This is a genomic window from Pseudomonas siliginis, assembly GCF_019145195.1.
Taxonomy (GTDB): domain Bacteria; phylum Pseudomonadota; class Gammaproteobacteria; order Pseudomonadales; family Pseudomonadaceae; genus Aquipseudomonas; species Aquipseudomonas siliginis.
On record NZ_JAHSTW010000003.1, the window covers coordinates 177,425 to 191,304 of the forward strand.

The window sequence follows — 13,880 nt, forward strand, 5'->3', positions numbered from 1 at the left end:
GCTCATCCAATGAAAACAATCAAATCGAAATTCGCCACCGTCGCCTTTGCCCTGGCCAGTACCTTCATGGCCGGCGCCAGCCACGCGCAGGATACAACGCCTTCGGTGGTGATCGTACACGGCGCCTTCGCTGACGGTTCCGACTGGGCCAAAGTGGTGCCACTGCTGCAAGCCAAAGGCGTGGCCGTGACCGTTGTGCAAAACCCGCTCACCTCACTGGCCGACGACGTTGCCGCCACGCGCCGCGCGCTGAACAACCAGCAGGGCAAAGTGGTGCTGGTCGGTCACTCGTGGGGCGGCACGGTGATCACCGAAGCCGGGAACGACCAGAAAGTCAGCGCGCTGGTGTATGTCGCCGCCTTCGCGCCAGACGCCGGGCAAACCAGTGGCGAACAGGGTAAAGGCGCGCCGACGCCGCCGGGCATCAGTCAGATCAAGGCTGACGGTAACGGCTTCCTCTATCTGACCCCCGAAGGCATGGCCAAGGACTTCGCCCAGGATCTGCCGGCCGCGCAAACCGCCGTCATGACCGCCACGCAAGGGCCGATCAAGGCCTCGGCTTTCGAAGATAAAACCACCGTTTCGTCCTGGAAAACCAAACCGTCCTGGTACCTGCTCGCTACCGAAGACCGGATGATTCATCCCGACGTCCAGCGTGCTGCCGCCAAGCGTATCGGCGCGAGCCTTGAAGAGGTGCACGCCAGCCATGTCCCGCAGCAGTCGCAGCCGGCGCAAGTCGCGGCGGTGATTCTCAAAGCCGTGCACAGCGTTGCTGAACAGTGATCGCGGCAGCGAAGGGGAGCGGGCGTATGAACCGTCGGAGCGATCACGACTATGACTTCATTGTCTGTGGTGCCGGCACGTCGGGCTGCGTGGTCGCTGCGCGGCTTGCCGATGAGTCAGGCGCACGAGTTCTGCTGATTGAGGCCGGCGAAGACTATTCGGGCCCAGAGGTGACAGAACCGGCGCAATGGCCGCTGAACCTCGGCTCCACGCGCGACTGGGCATTCGAGGGCCAAGCCGATCCACGCTTGAACGGTCGACGGCTACCGTTGAGCATGGGCAAGGGGCTCGGCGGTGGATCGAGCATCAACGTGATGGTCTGGTCGCGCGGCCATCGCGCCGATTGGGAGCATTTCGCTGCCGAATCTGGCGACCCGGCCTGGGGCTACGCATCGGTGCTCGATTACTACCGCAGGATCGAAAACTGGCAAGGCAGCCCGGACGCCACCCGGCGTGGTTCAGGTGGGCCGGTACATGTCGAGCAGCCGGCCACACCTCAACCCCTTGCGCTGGCAACGCTGGAGGCGGCCGGCGATCTGGGCATCCCCCGATTCGACAGTCCCAATGGCGAGATGATGGAAGGCGCAGGAGGGATCGCTGTCACCGACTTGCGCATCAAACAGGGCAAGCGCGAGTCGGTTTACGACGCCTACATCCGGCCACGCTTGCACTGTCCGAACCTGACGGTGCTGACCGGGGCGTTGGTGACCCGCGTGTTGCTGGTCGGCACCCGGGCCGTCGGTGTCGAAGTGTTGATCGCCGGCAAGCGGCGGCGCTTTCATGCCGCATCTGAAGTCATCCTGTCCATGGGCGCGGTGCAATCACCGAAAGTGCTCATGCAGTCGGGCATCGGTCCGGCGGATGAACTGCGAAAACACGGCATCGCACCGGTCGTTCATTTACCCGGTGTGGGCGAGAATTTGCAGGATCATCTGGCGTTTGCTTGCACGTGGGAATACCGACAACCCCAGGCGGTCGCTGGCAGCGGATGTGAAACCACCTTGTACTGGAAAAGCGACAGTCGCCTGGAAGCCCCGGACCTGTTGCAGTGCCAGTTGGCATTCGCGGTACCGTCTCCGCCAGAGGTCGCCATACAACCGCCGGAGCATGGTTGGACCATGTTCGCCGGGCTGGCCAGACCTGCCAGTCGCGGACGCTTGCGGTTGTCGGGTGCTGGGCCGCTGGATGCACCGATCATTGAGCCGAACTCCCTGAGCGAGCCCGAGGACATGGCCGCAGCCCATGCGTCGATCGAACTGTGCCGCGCACTCGGCAACAGCCAGGCCTTCAATGGGCTGATCAAGCGCGAAGTCGTGCCCGGTCCCAGAGAGCGTCGCGCTATGGAACAGTTCATCCGCAATTCGGCGATGACCTACTGGCACCTGTCGTGCACGGCAAAAATGGGCCGCGATGCGCTGTCGGTGGTTGACCACCAATTACGCGTGTACGGGATCGACGGGCTGCGCGTTGCAGATGCCTCGATCATGCCGCGCATTACCGTTGGCAACACGATGGCGCCGTGTGTCGTTATTGGTGAGCGGGCGGCGGATATGCTTCTGGCTGCGTATCGGTGACGTTGGCGAACACAAGGCCGCATAGGTGATGGCCGTGCGGGCGGGGCGGCAAATCCCAGCCTGCCGTCCAGCTGGGTCGATGAGTCGAGTCAGTCGATTCAATTCATCGGCACGGCGAACACGGCACTGGCGCGCGCAACCGTTCGCTCACCGACGTGCAGACTGACGCCAGCAAACGCCAGTTGGCGGCCCTTTCTGGAGTGTTCAAGACGCACTTCGAGCCACTCGTTGATTTGCACCGCACCGAGATAATCCAGGGTCATGCTCGCGGTGATCAACGGCTGCGGCGGATCGCTGGAGAAGGCCATGGCGTAGCCCATGCCCACGTCCGCTAGCGTCGCCAAAACACCACCATGCAAAGTGCCGCGACCATTGGCATGGCGGGAGTCGGTCAGCAAACCCAGTTCCAATTGCAGGCCGTGGCCTCTGGCGTAGATTGGGCCGAGCAGATCCAGCAACGGACTGCTGCGGGTCAATGGAGTGAAACCTTCGGGAATGGCCGTGGTGTTCATGATCCCATCCTGATGCAGGTGGCTGACCTGTGTGATTGGGCGGGGAGTCGCAGGAGGGGGCAAGCACTATGTGGATGGGGAATTTGCTGCGATAAGTGCTGTACACGGAACTGACCAGCAAGGAGCTACGGGATGGATATTCAAATTCACATTGCGAAAGATGCGGATGCATCGGCTATCAGTGAGACGATCATCAAGACGCTCTGTGAGAGCAATGCTCTCGACTATTCATCCGAAATCATTGATCGAGTAATTGAAAGCTTTTCGCCTTCGAAGATCCTTTGCTTGTTGGCTGAGCGTCAGGTTCTAGTCGCTACGCTCGACAGTCGAATCGTCGCAACGGCAAGTCTTGATCGAGACGTTGTTCGAAGCGTATTTGTCGACTCGAGCTTTCAAGGAAGGGGTATTGGCAGACAGTTGATGGAACGCATTCAATCACTCGCCATCGATGCAGGTTTCAATCTGCTACGCGTTCCTTCCTCGGTTACCGCGGAAGGCTTCTATGCATCGCTCGGCTTCAAGAAGATCAGAGATGAATTTCATCAGACAGAGCGCACGATCATCATGGCGAAGACGTTGAAACGATAGCGTTCACCTAACGTTTCAGCCTGCCGAATGTGGCATCCATCGCTGCTCGGTCATGGTCGAGCAGCCAGGCATAGTGTCGTTGATAAAGCTGCGAAAGCAGTTCGGTATTGGTCCCAACCACGTCCATGCCTCGGTCGTCATAGGGAAAGACCATGACTCGCTTGGGCAGATTGAACAGGTAGACAGCACAGTTCGCACGCGGTTGGATAGCACCGAAGTCCTTGGCCAATGCGCACCAGAGTAATGCTTGAATGCTCGTGACAGACGCTTCGAAGGCGACGTTGACCCAATATTCCGGCTCTTGCTCACTGAACCATTCCTCGTTGTCTATTTCTTCGCTCCAGATGCACAGCGCTGATGGAGTATCGATTCCAGCAGATTGAAGGGCGCGAAGAGTGCTGCGGTGGGCGAATCGATTGCGACCGGAATGAATGCGCAGGCATGCGACAAACGATGCGTCCCCTTGGAAAATGTCGCCGCAGATGGTTATGGCTTTGCGCATAGCGGTCAGGAATTGCTCGATCATTCCGCCCGTTTCGGAGAGTTCGAAACGCAATCCTCCCGGCCAGGAATAGAAAAGCGGACGGGCGAATGCCTGGGGTCCAAATGCGTTATCGATCTCAGCTCTCAGATTCACTTTCTTCCCTTCAATATGGATTTCTGTTGTTCAAGACGCGGGTGAAGTCAGTGCGAAGACACAAACGGCGAAGCAATCGACGGTGCCGGCAGCGCATAGGCCTGTTTCATCCACGCAACTTCCGCCAGGGGTGTGCGGCCGAAGAGGCGTTTGAAATCGCGGCTGAATTGCGAGGCGCTTTCGTAGCCGACCAGAAATGCAGTTTTTGCCGCAGTCAGGTCGTTGCGCAGCATCAACAATCGCGCCTGGTGCAGCCGCGTCGACTTCAGATACTGCATCGGCGAGGAATCGGTAACCTTGCGAAAGTGCAGGTGAAAATTCGGCACGCTCATCTGCGCTTCCTCGGCCAGGGTCTCTACGTCGAGATGCTGGTGATAACAGCTGTGGATCTTGTGGATGGCGCGGGTCACCTTGCCGAACTGGCCCTGTTGGGCGATGGCGGCGCGCAGGGTGCCGCCTTGTTCGCCGGTGAGGATGCGGTAGTAGATCTCGCGCAGCATCGCCGGGCCGAGGATTTGCGCGTCGGCATCGTCGCTCATCACTTCAAGAAAACGCAGGGTTGACCGGCGTAGCGGTTCGTCCAGAGGAGAGGCGTACATGCCCATCGGCTGCGCTGTAGGGAAATCCCACCGCTCATCCACTTGCTGAATCAGCTCGCCGGCCAGGGCGAAATCCAGACGCACGTACACCGCGAGCATTGGCTCGGCTTCGCTGGCATCGGTTTCCATGGTGAAGGGTACCGGCACCGACACCACCAGATAATGCTGAGCGTCGTAGACGTAGACTTCATCGCCGAGATAACCGCGTTTACGCCCCTGACAAAGGATCACGATGCCCGGTTCGTACAACACCGGCGTGCGGGTCAGCGGTCGGTTGGAACGCAGGAAACGCACATCGTCCAGCGGGCTCAGGTTGTAACCTTCCAGCGGGGCGAGCCGGCTCATTAGCTGGACCATGCGCGCTATGATGGGGTCTTTCGGTTTCGGCATTGAGGTTCTCCGCGTTGCTCAGCCATCCGTCGAACGGCTAAGCGCTGCCCATTGCTCAATACTCTCCGCCGTCTGCTGCAACTTGTCACGCACCAACGCCAGCGCATCACTGCCCAACAGCAGGTGCGCCGGCGGATCTGGACTGTCGATGATGGTCAGCATGGCCCGTGCAGCTTTCAGCGGATCGCCCAGCTGCTGGCCGCTTTTCTCCTCCCGGGCCTTGCGCACCGGATCGAAGCTTGCGTCGTAGTCACTGATACTACGCGGCGTGCGCTGCATCGAGCGGCCTGCCCAGTCGGTGCGAAATGACCCCGGCGCCACAGCGGTGACAAAAATATTGAAGGGCGCAAGCTCCTTGCTCAAGGTGTCGGAGATGCCCTCCAGAGCGAACTTGCTGCCGCAGTAATAGGCGATCCCGGGCATGGTGATATGGCCGCCCATCGAAGTGATATTGAGGATATGCCCCGCGCGGCGCTGGCGGAAATACGGGACGAAAGCCTTGGTCATCGCCACCGCGCCGAACACATTGACGTCGAATTGGCGGCGCATTTCCTCCAGCGATGACTCTTCGAAAATCCCCTCATGGCCATAACCTGCGTTGTTGACCAGCACGTCCACCGGGCCGTGGCGATCCTCCACTGCCGCAACCACCCCATCGATGGCATCGAAATCGGTAACGTCCAGCAGCACCCCATGCGCGCGCTCGGGCGACAGCGCTTCGAAGGCTGCCAGAGCGGACTCACTGCGCACTGTGCCGATAATCCTGTGACCTTGAGCGAGCGCTTCTTTGGCCAGCGCTTGGCCAAAGCCGCTGCTGACACCGGTGATGAAAAGGGTCTTCATGGATTTGTACTCCAGCAGGCGATTGGAGAGGCCATGCTAGGGCGGATAACGCTGGCGGACGATGCCGAATCGGATCGGAGTATTGCCTGTTCCTATCAATAGAGTTTTCGATCAGGTCTTGCCTCAAAAGACGGAAAAGTCCTGCAGGTTTCAAACCCGCAGGACTTTTCCTGTCTCGGCAACACGCGCTTAAGCTGCGCGACGACCCGGTGTACGGTCCGATCCATCAGCGGCGAGGGCCTCACCCAATGCGGTGCGGTCTGAGCCGTCGGCAGCGATGGCCTGGCCTTGTGGGGTCTTGTCATAGCCGTCTTCAACCAGGCCTTGTTCCTCGAGGCGGTTGCGGCCGTTTTCAGCCAGAGCCTGGCCCTGCGGCGTACGCTGCGAACCATCGGCAGCAACAGTCTGCTGTGGGTCGTTGACCTGGGTGAAGAAACGGTCTTCCTGATTGCTCGGTACGGCGAATGCGCTGGCGCTAAGGGCGAAGGTGGCGACGGCGATCAGTTGGCTTACAGTTTTCATGGCGGTGACTCCGGTCAAATTTCGATTGAGGTCCGGGTCGTTCAGATCAGTCTCTGGTTAACCCGTTGCAGTGGTGTGTTCTGCATGGGTTCAGATTAGGGGGCAGGGCGGTGTCGGCGTTAGGCGGATACTGTTGGCGATTTGCCTGATTCTGCTCGATGGAAAATAGCCATTGACTTAGAGCGCGCTCAAACCTTTACGGTGATGACATGAATCCAGAACTGACAATTTCACAGTTGGCCAAGCGCCTTGATCTGAGCGCTCACACGATCCGCTATTACGAGCGCATCGGGCTGTTCGACCCGGTTGGGCGCGGTGGCAATGGCCACCGGGTATACGCCGAGAAGGATGTGCTGTGGGCCGAGTTTCTGCTCCGGCTGAAGGCGACCGGAATGCCGATCCAGCAAATGCTGCGGTATGCCGAATTGCGTCGATCAGGCGACTCGACCCTGGCAGAACGCCGCGAGCTTCTCGAGCAGCATCGCCGGGACGTGCAAGCGCAGATCAGCCAGTTGAGCCAGTCCCTGGAGGTTCTGGATAACAAGATTCAGATCTACCACCAACTCGAGCAAAAGGAGCATCACCATGATCCGTAAACTTCCCGGTCTCAATCGTTTGCTGTCCGCCACATTGATTGGCGCAAGCGTGACCAGTGTCGCAGCGCCGGTGGAGATGACTGATCGTCGAGCGCGCGGAGAAGCCGCTCTGACGCAGATTACTGGCGGACCCGGCCAGGCAGTGGTTGATTCATTGAAGGATACTGCTCCAGAGCTTGCGGACTGGATTCTGAGTTTTGCCTATGGCGATGTTTTTGCCCGCCCCGGCCTCGACCACTGCACTCGTGAGCTGGCAACCGTTGCGGCACTGACCGCACTGGGCAATGCCCAGCCACAACTGAAAGTGCATATCGGCGGCGCCCTGAACGTCGGGTGCACACCGGAGGCGGTGGTCGATGTGATCTTGCAAATGACCGTATACGCAGGATTTCCCAGCGCCTTGAACGGTATAACGGCTGCGCGTGAAGTCTTTGCTGCTCGGGGGATCAGTGTTAAATCTTGAGTGCGCTGGCCGCTGACCTTGCAACAGGACGGTGCAAGGCCAGATTTGATCGACCTGCCTTAACGCAAATCCTCGGCCTGCATCGTCAGAATAATCTTCCCGACATTCTGCGAAGACTCCATCCGCCGATGGGCATCGGCTGCGCGGGACAGCGGGAAGGTGCTGTCCACCACCGGTTCCAGACTCGCAGCGCCGGCGAAGCGTTTCAGCCAGTGGTCGCGAAAGCGCTGGATCATCGCGTGCTTCTCCGGCTGGGTGCGCGACTTCATCACCGTGCCGATGATTTGCAGATGTCGGTAGAGGATGTGCTCCAGCTCCACGTCGACCTTGCCGCCGCCGCCAAGAATGCCGACCTGCACCAGGCGACCACCGTGGGCCAGCGAGGCTATGTTGCGCGCGAAGTAGGGCGCGCCGATGAAATCAATGATCACATCGACGCCGCGCCCTTGGGTTTTGTCGGCGATGACTGCGGCGAAATCCTCGGTCTTGTAATCGATGGCCACGTCGGCGCCCAGGTGTTCGACGCGCGAAAGCTTGCTGCCTTCGGTGGTCGCGTACACCGTGGCGCCGGTGGCGTAGGCCAGTTGCACGGCAGCGGAGCCGACGCCACCGGCGGCGGCATGGATCAGCACTGAGTCGCCTGACTTGAGTCGGGCCAGGTGCAGCATCGCTTCGTGGGCGGTGACGAACACTTCGGGAATCGCCGCGGCGTGCACATAGTCGAGCTGCGCCGGAATCGGCATGGCCATGCGGTAGTCGATGCGCGCCAGTTCGGCGTAGGCGCCGCCGCCGACCACGCCCATCACCCGGTCGCCGACGGCGAATCCGCTGACCTCGCTGCCGGTCTCGAGCACTTCCCCGGCAATCTCCAGACCGATGATCAACGAGTCGCCGAAGTTCGCATGGCCGTAGCCGCCGGTTCGGTGGGTCAGGTCGGCACGGTTCACGCCGGCCGCATAGACCCGCACCAGCAGGTCGGTCGGGCGTACTTCAGGGTTGGGCGCTTCGCCGAGTTGCAGCACTTCTGCCGAACCGAATGCTTTCAGGTTGATGGCTTTCATCTCAGCGTTGCTCCGTGTCGGCAAGCGTGGCATTGGCGATGGCCGAGGCGGTGATGGCGCCCGGGAAACCGACGTAAAAGGCCAGGTGCGTGATCGCCGCCGACAACTCTTCATGGCTCACGCCATTGCCGACGGCACGGCGCAGGTGCGCGGGCAACTCTTCGCAGTGGCCGCCGGCAATCAGCGCAGCGACAGTGATCAGACTGCGCTCGCGGGGTGACAAGGCGGGGTCGCTCCAGATCTGCGGGTACAGCGTTGAGTCCACGAATTGCGCCAGTTTCGGGGTGAAGGCGCGGGCGGCTTCGCGTGGGCTGCTGAAATCGATAGTCGACATGGAAATCCCCTTAAACCTGGCTGATGAATTTGTTGGTGAGATAGTGCTCTATGCCTTCGATGCCGCCTTCGGAACCGTGGCCGCTTTCCTTCATACCGCCGAACGGCAACTCAGTGGCGACGATACGGTACTGGTTGATGCCGATCATTCCGGCTTCCAGGCCATCGGCCACGTCGATTGCGGTGCGCGCATTGGAAGTGAACGCGTAGGCCGAGAGGCCGTAGGGCAGGCGGTTGGCTTCTTGCAGGCCGTCGCTCAACTCATCGAAAGGCATCAGTATCGCGATGGGGCCAAAGGGTTCTTCGTGCATGATTCGCGCACTCATCGGCACATCGGCCAATACGGTGGGCTGAAAGAAGAAGCCTGCGCCCGGCAACGCTTCGCCACCGGCCAGCACCCGCGCGCCTTTCTCGACGGCGTCGGCGATCAGTTGCTCCATCTTCGCCAGTTGCCGTGGGTTGGCCAGAGGGCCGACCTGGGTTTGCGGATCCATGCCGTCGCCGATTTTCAACGCCTGGGTGGCCGCGACGAAGTGCTCGACAAACTCGGCGTAGGCCTCACGCTGGATAAGAAAACGAGTCGAGGAAATGCACACCTGACCGGTGCCGCGAAAGCGATTGGCGACGCCTTCCACAGCAGCCTTTTCGATGTCGGCGTCGGCAAACACCAGCACCGGGCCGTGGCCGCCCAGTTCCAGAGTGATCGGCTTGACGCCTTCGGCAGCGCGGGCCGAGAGCAGCCGACCGATCGGCACCGAACCGGTGAAGGTCACTTTGCGAATGATCGGTGAGGCAATCAAATGGCTGGACACTTGATCCGGCACACCGAACACCACTTGCAGCACGCCTTTGGGCAAGCCGGCATCGTCCAGCGCCCGGGCCAGGGCCAGCGCGGTGGAGGGGCTTTCCTCGCCAGGCTTGAGCACCACACTGCAACCGGCAGCCAGCGCTGCCGAGAGCTTGCGCGCCGGGGTGATGGCCGGGAAATTCCACGGTGTGAACGCTGCCACAGGGCCAATCGCCTGGCGTTTGACCAGTTGCAGTACACCCGGACGATTGGCCGGGACGACACGGCCGTCGATGCGTCGTGCGCTTTCGGCGAACCACTCGAAATATTCCGCCGCACGGGTCACTTCATCGAGGCTTTCGCGCAGTGGCTTGCCTTCTTCCAGTGTCATCTGCGCAGCGATGTGCGGGGCGCGTTCGAGGATCAGGTCGGCGGCGCGCTTGAGGATTTTTGCGCGCTGGTCCGGCACGGTCTGGCGCCATTGGTCGAAGCTCAGTCGAGCGACTTCGAGGGCGTGATCCAGATCGTCTGCGGTGGCGAGTGGCACCTGACCGATTTCCTCGCCGGTTGCCGGGTTGACCACGGCAGCGGTAGCGCGGTCTTGGGCGGTGAGCCATTGACCACCGATGAAGAGATAGAGCGGATCGTAAAGAGTGTTCATGGATGTCGCCTTCATGGTTAAGGATTCATTCGGCGCCTTGTACGCAGTGGTTCAGGCGTCCCGTGGAATCCAGTCTATGGAAGGCGTGCCGTTTGATTTAGCCGGCCACGAGGGAATCATTGTTGTCCCAGAAGGTAATATCGAGCGCAGGGGCGAGCGTGTAGCATCCGTGCTTATCCGCAGTGAGTGGCAGTTCTACAGGACGATCAGGATGGACAAACTTTCAAACATGTCGGTGTACATCAAGGTAGTCGAGATGGGCAGTTTCACTGCCGTGGCCAACCATCTCGACTCCACCGTCGGTAACGTATCGCGTGCGGTCTCGGCGTTGGAAAACGTGCTCGACACCCGCCTGTTGCAACGCTCGACCCGGCGTCTCTCGGTGACCGACGCGGGCCGGCGGTTTTATGAACGCTGCGTGAAGATTCTCGCTGACCTGGAAAGCGCCGAAGCCGAGGCGAGCAATGCCGCCTTGCAACCACGAGGGACGTTACGCGTGCACTGCGTGCCCGGACTGGCGCGGCAACTGGTGACCGGCGCGGTGCTGGAATATCGCCAGGCGTTTCCCGAAGTGACCGTCGATTTGATGCTCTCCCAACGCATGCCCAATCTGCTTGAGGATCAGTTGGACGTGTCCATTCTGATCGCGCGAACGCTGCCGGATTCGGCGTATGTCAGCCAGAAGATCGGCGTCAGTCACTGTGTACTGGTGGCCTCCCCGCAATACCTGGCGCGGCATGGCGCACCCGAAACGCCGGAGCAGCTTTGCGATCATCAATGCCTGCTGCTCGGTACCGTGGATTACGTGCGCGATGAATGGCAGCTCAAAAGCAAGGCCGGCGATGCGACGTTCATTCCGAGCGGGCCGAGTTTCAGCGTGAACGATATGGACGCAATGGCCGTTGCCATTCGCGAAGGGGCGGGGATTGGTCTGTTGGCAGGCTTCACGGCGATCGACGATTTGCGTACCGGCAGGCTGGTGCGGGTGCTGCCCGATTACCACACCTACGAGCGCAATGTTTACGCGGTCTACACGTCTCGCCAGTTTGTCGATGCGAAGATCACGCGATTCATCGATACCTTGAAAACCCGGGTCGGCGCGCAGTTGGCGAGCACTGCTCAGGCGCTTATCGATTGAAGCGGTAAAGCATTTGCGTCTCAGCGAGCCAACTCTGAGACGCAATAGGTGTGCGAGGTATTGGCCGGATCAGCCGTTGCTGCAACCGCTGCCCATGACCTCGTATTGCAGGATGTGCTGTTTGCCTTGGGAGTCCTGATAAGTCATGTGCACCGGCACTACGGCGCAGACGTCCGGCACGGGGTCTTCCGAGATGATTTTGGCGACGTCGAGGTGACTGGCGTAGGTGTATTGCTCGATGGGTGGCGTGGTAGTCGAGTCCTGAGCCATGACCACCGAGCTGAAGCCGAAGAGTGCGAGGACGAGCATTGATACTTTCATGGAGGATGTTCCTTTGCTGAAGTTGAGTGTGTTGCTGGAACGAACTCTATGCGGCGGCTGGCGGGGGAAACAGGCGCGGATTGGGTAAAGACTGTTTACGGTTTGAGCCACAATCGGCATGGGGTGAACGATCGCGCAGGGTTCAGCGCAAACAAAAAAGGCGCCGGTGAGGGCGCCTTTTGTTTGTCTCGGTTTTTTAAGGCTCGCCATGCAATCGGCAGCTACGAAAGCACTGGGCTGATTTCGGCGGATTTCGCTGAGTAGCTTGCCACTCGTGCCGAAATCCACTGCCTGCTGTAAGCCAGCACATGGTCTGCAGTGGCGGTGGGGAAGTGGATGAAGCCATGCGGACACTCCGGCAGCACGTACATCTCCACCGGCGCCGCGTGTTGCCAGCACTCGGCGATGAGCCGCGTGTCATCCAGCAGCGGATCGAGGTCGCCGGCAAACAGCAGCGCTGGTGGCAGTCCGCTGAAATTGCCGTACAGCGGCGACAGCGGTGGCTGGCGTCGTTGTGCGTCGCTGATGTCCGGCGTGAGCAGGCGCAACGCTTCGACCATGCCGGGGCCATCGAGCACCAGAGTATCGGCGGGTGCGGTGCGAACGCTGGGCGTGCCGGTCAGGTCGTAGACGCCGTAATACAGCAGCGCGCCGCAGATCCGTTGCAGCAGTTGCGGCGAAGATTTGAGGGCGAGCAGGGTGGCCGCCGCCAGATGACCGCCGGCCGATTCACCGACGACGACTACGGGCAAGCCGGCAAATTCAGCATCGTTCAAGATGCCGCGAGTGGCGCGTAGACAGTCTTCCAGCAAGCCCTCGATCGGCGTCGCCACGGCCAGCCGATAATCAACCGACACCACCGCCACGTCGCAGGTGTTGACGATGGCGATGTTGAAGTTGTCGTTCATCTGCGCATTGCCGATCACCCAGCCGCCACCATGGAAATCCAGCACCACGCCTCTGGCTTTGCCCTTGGGGCGGATGATGCGCACGGGCACCGTGTCGATGATCTTGCGTTCGGCGGTCAGCCCATGCTGGCGTAGCTTGCCGTCGCCGCCGAGCTGACCCGCCCGCAGCAACGCCTGAATCAACCTCGGGGTAAGGCGATTGCGGATCTTGAAACGCGGCAGCCAGGCGAGCTTTTTGTTGAACGCGCGAACCTGCGCCAGTTCGCGCTCGCCTTGCGGCCATGGGAAGTCGCTCACAGGCGATTCTTCATCAGGATCGAGCAGTTCAATGCTGCCGCGACGCACAGCCACGCCAGATACGGGAACAGAATCAGCCCGGTGACCACGTCCAGTTGCAGTGCGAGCACGACCATCACCGCGACCACCACCCACAGCACCGCCAGAATCACCAGCGCCGCCAGCACCTGATGCGCGCCGAAGAACACCGGCGTCCACAGCGTGTTCAGGGCGATTTGCGCGGCCCACAGGGCCAGCACCGTTTGGCTGCCGGGGATCAGGCTCAGGCGATAACCGGCCCAGGCCAGCAGCAGGTAGATGATCGTCCACGCTACGGGAAAGGCCCAGTTGGGCGGGGTGAAGGAGGGTTTGGTCAGCGATTCGTACCACGGGCCGGGTTTGAACATCACGCCAGTGGTTGCCGCCGCTGCGCAGGCCAAGAGGAAGATGAAAAAGGTCATTGCCAGTCCTTAGCTGTGATCAGCTGTTGTGGAGAGTTAAGAAGAGGACGCTTCGCTGCGCAAAAAGTTTGTTCGCAAATGCAATTTGGCAGTCAGGTTGAACTAAAAGCTGACCGCTGCGTCAGGATAAACAGTGCCTTTTCCCACCGACGCGGACGACATCATGTACACCTATCACATCGAATACCGTTTCAATGGCGAGCCTCGTACTTATCTGCTCGAACTCAAGGAAGCGCAACTGGCCGAGCACGACGCGGCGATGCATCTGCTCGAACTGCATCTGGGCGATGCCGAAAACAGCCTGGTCATGCCCACGGCGGATTCGACGCCAGAGCAGATTCTCGAGCAGGCCGAGCGGGTAGGGATTACACATATCCGAGTGGTCAGCCGGACCAATTGACCTTCGGATGCGGCGCAGGCGTTAGCA

18 protein-coding genes are annotated in these 13,880 nt (G+C 60.5%); 7 read left to right on the top strand and 11 right to left on the bottom strand.

Annotation, left to right across the window (positions count from 1 at the left end; genetic code table 11):
• The first annotated feature begins 9 nt into the window (after positions 1 to 9).
• Entirely contained in the window at positions 10 to 783 is a 774-nt protein-coding gene (locus KVG87_RS08235) for an alpha/beta fold hydrolase (RefSeq protein WP_217850145.1), read from the top strand.
• 26 nt (positions 784 to 809) lie between these two features.
• Positions 810 to 2,357 (top strand): GMC family oxidoreductase, encoded by a 1,548-nt coding sequence (locus KVG87_RS08240; protein WP_217850147.1) that lies wholly within the window; start codon positions 810 to 812, stop codon positions 2,355 to 2,357.
• 98 nt (positions 2,358 to 2,455) lie between these two features.
• On the opposite strand, the gene KVG87_RS08245 is transcribed toward KVG87_RS08240, so the two are convergent.
• The gene (locus tag KVG87_RS08245; RefSeq protein WP_095179649.1) at positions 2,456 to 2,869 is read right to left on the bottom strand and encodes a PaaI family thioesterase; all 414 of its coding nucleotides are present in this window, start codon (positions 2,867 to 2,869) and stop codon (positions 2,456 to 2,458) included.
• A 132-nt stretch (positions 2,870 to 3,001) separates the two neighbouring features.
• Between KVG87_RS08245 and KVG87_RS08250 the strand changes: the two genes are divergently transcribed.
• The gene (locus tag KVG87_RS08250) at positions 3,002 to 3,457 is read left to right on the top strand and encodes a GNAT family N-acetyltransferase (protein ID WP_076563306.1); all 456 of its coding nucleotides are present in this window, start codon (positions 3,002 to 3,004) and stop codon (positions 3,455 to 3,457) included.
• Between the two features lie 7 nt (positions 3,458 to 3,464).
• Here the strand turns inward: KVG87_RS08250 and KVG87_RS08255 are convergent, their stop codons facing one another.
• The 4 genes from KVG87_RS08255 to KVG87_RS08270 form a co-directional block, all read right to left on the bottom strand.
• Positions 3,465 to 4,094: a DUF3885 domain-containing protein gene (locus KVG87_RS08255; RefSeq protein WP_076563305.1), complete on the bottom strand. Its 630-nt coding sequence runs from the start codon at positions 4,092 to 4,094 to the stop codon at positions 3,465 to 3,467.
• A 47-nt stretch (positions 4,095 to 4,141) separates the two neighbouring features.
• Positions 4,142 to 5,083 (bottom strand): AraC family transcriptional regulator, encoded by a 942-nt coding sequence (locus tag KVG87_RS08260; RefSeq protein WP_217850148.1) that lies wholly within the window; start codon positions 5,081 to 5,083, stop codon positions 4,142 to 4,144.
• 18 nt (positions 5,084 to 5,101) lie between these two features.
• Positions 5,102 to 5,926 carry an oxidoreductase gene (locus KVG87_RS08265; protein WP_217850149.1) on the bottom strand — a complete coding sequence of 275 codons (825 nt, stop codon included), beginning with the start codon at positions 5,924 to 5,926 and terminating at the stop codon, positions 5,102 to 5,104.
• 189 nt (positions 5,927 to 6,115) lie between these two features.
• Positions 6,116 to 6,448, bottom strand: a complete 333-nt coding sequence (locus KVG87_RS08270) for a hypothetical protein (protein ID WP_217850150.1) — start codon at positions 6,446 to 6,448, stop codon at positions 6,116 to 6,118.
• A gap of 209 nt (positions 6,449 to 6,657) precedes the next feature.
• On the opposite strand from KVG87_RS08270, the gene KVG87_RS08275 reads away from it, so the two are divergent.
• Entirely contained in the window at positions 6,658 to 7,044 is a 387-nt protein-coding gene (locus KVG87_RS08275) for a MerR family transcriptional regulator (RefSeq protein WP_056784936.1), read from the top strand.
• Between the two features lie 70 nt (positions 7,045 to 7,114).
• Positions 7,115 to 7,507 (top strand): carboxymuconolactone decarboxylase family protein, encoded by a 393-nt coding sequence (locus KVG87_RS08280; RefSeq protein WP_016774346.1) that lies wholly within the window; start codon positions 7,115 to 7,117, stop codon positions 7,505 to 7,507.
• A gap of 59 nt (positions 7,508 to 7,566) precedes the next feature.
• On the opposite strand, the gene KVG87_RS08285 is transcribed toward KVG87_RS08280, so the two are convergent.
• The 3 genes from KVG87_RS08285 to KVG87_RS08295 are packed head-to-tail and all read right to left on the bottom strand — an operon-like array spanning position 7,567 to position 10,349.
• Complete coding sequence (locus KVG87_RS08285; protein WP_217850151.1) at positions 7,567 to 8,568, bottom strand: NAD(P)H-quinone oxidoreductase; 1,002 nt, start codon at positions 8,566 to 8,568, stop codon at positions 7,567 to 7,569.
• Between the two features lies 1 nt (position 8,569).
• Entirely contained in the window at positions 8,570 to 8,902 is a 333-nt protein-coding gene (locus KVG87_RS08290) for a carboxymuconolactone decarboxylase family protein (protein ID WP_217850152.1), read from the bottom strand.
• Positions 8,903 to 8,912: 10 nt separating this feature from the next.
• Positions 8,913 to 10,349 (bottom strand): NAD-dependent succinate-semialdehyde dehydrogenase, encoded by a 1,437-nt coding sequence (locus tag KVG87_RS08295; RefSeq protein ID WP_136493588.1) that lies wholly within the window; start codon positions 10,347 to 10,349, stop codon positions 8,913 to 8,915.
• A 211-nt stretch (positions 10,350 to 10,560) separates the two neighbouring features.
• Here KVG87_RS08295 and KVG87_RS08300 point away from each other — a divergent pair, with 211 nt between their 5' ends.
• Entirely contained in the window at positions 10,561 to 11,487 is a 927-nt protein-coding gene (locus tag KVG87_RS08300; RefSeq protein ID WP_041480513.1) for a LysR family transcriptional regulator, read from the top strand.
• Positions 11,488 to 11,556: 69 nt separating this feature from the next.
• On the opposite strand, the gene KVG87_RS08305 is transcribed toward KVG87_RS08300, so the two are convergent.
• The 3 genes from KVG87_RS08305 to tspO all read right to left on the bottom strand — a co-directional run bounded on the left by KVG87_RS08305 (position 11,557) and on the right by tspO (position 13,453).
• Positions 11,557 to 11,808, bottom strand: a complete 252-nt coding sequence (locus KVG87_RS08305) for a DUF2790 domain-containing protein (RefSeq protein WP_217850155.1) — start codon at positions 11,806 to 11,808, stop codon at positions 11,557 to 11,559.
• Positions 11,809 to 12,029: 221 nt separating this feature from the next.
• Complete coding sequence (locus KVG87_RS08310) at positions 12,030 to 13,013, bottom strand: alpha/beta hydrolase fold domain-containing protein (RefSeq protein WP_217850157.1); 984 nt, start codon at positions 13,011 to 13,013, stop codon at positions 12,030 to 12,032.
• Positions 13,010 to 13,453 (bottom strand): tryptophan-rich sensory protein TspO, encoded by a 444-nt coding sequence (gene tspO, locus KVG87_RS08315; RefSeq protein WP_041480509.1) that lies wholly within the window; start codon positions 13,451 to 13,453, stop codon positions 13,010 to 13,012. The genes KVG87_RS08310 and tspO overlap by 4 nt, the downstream gene beginning before the upstream one ends.
• 133 nt (positions 13,454 to 13,586) lie before the next feature.
• Here tspO and KVG87_RS08320 point away from each other — a divergent pair, with 133 nt between their 5' ends.
• The gene (locus tag KVG87_RS08320; RefSeq protein ID WP_038861562.1) at positions 13,587 to 13,853 is read left to right on the top strand and encodes a hypothetical protein; all 267 of its coding nucleotides are present in this window, start codon (positions 13,587 to 13,589) and stop codon (positions 13,851 to 13,853) included.
• Positions 13,854 to 13,880 lie beyond the last annotated feature (27 nt).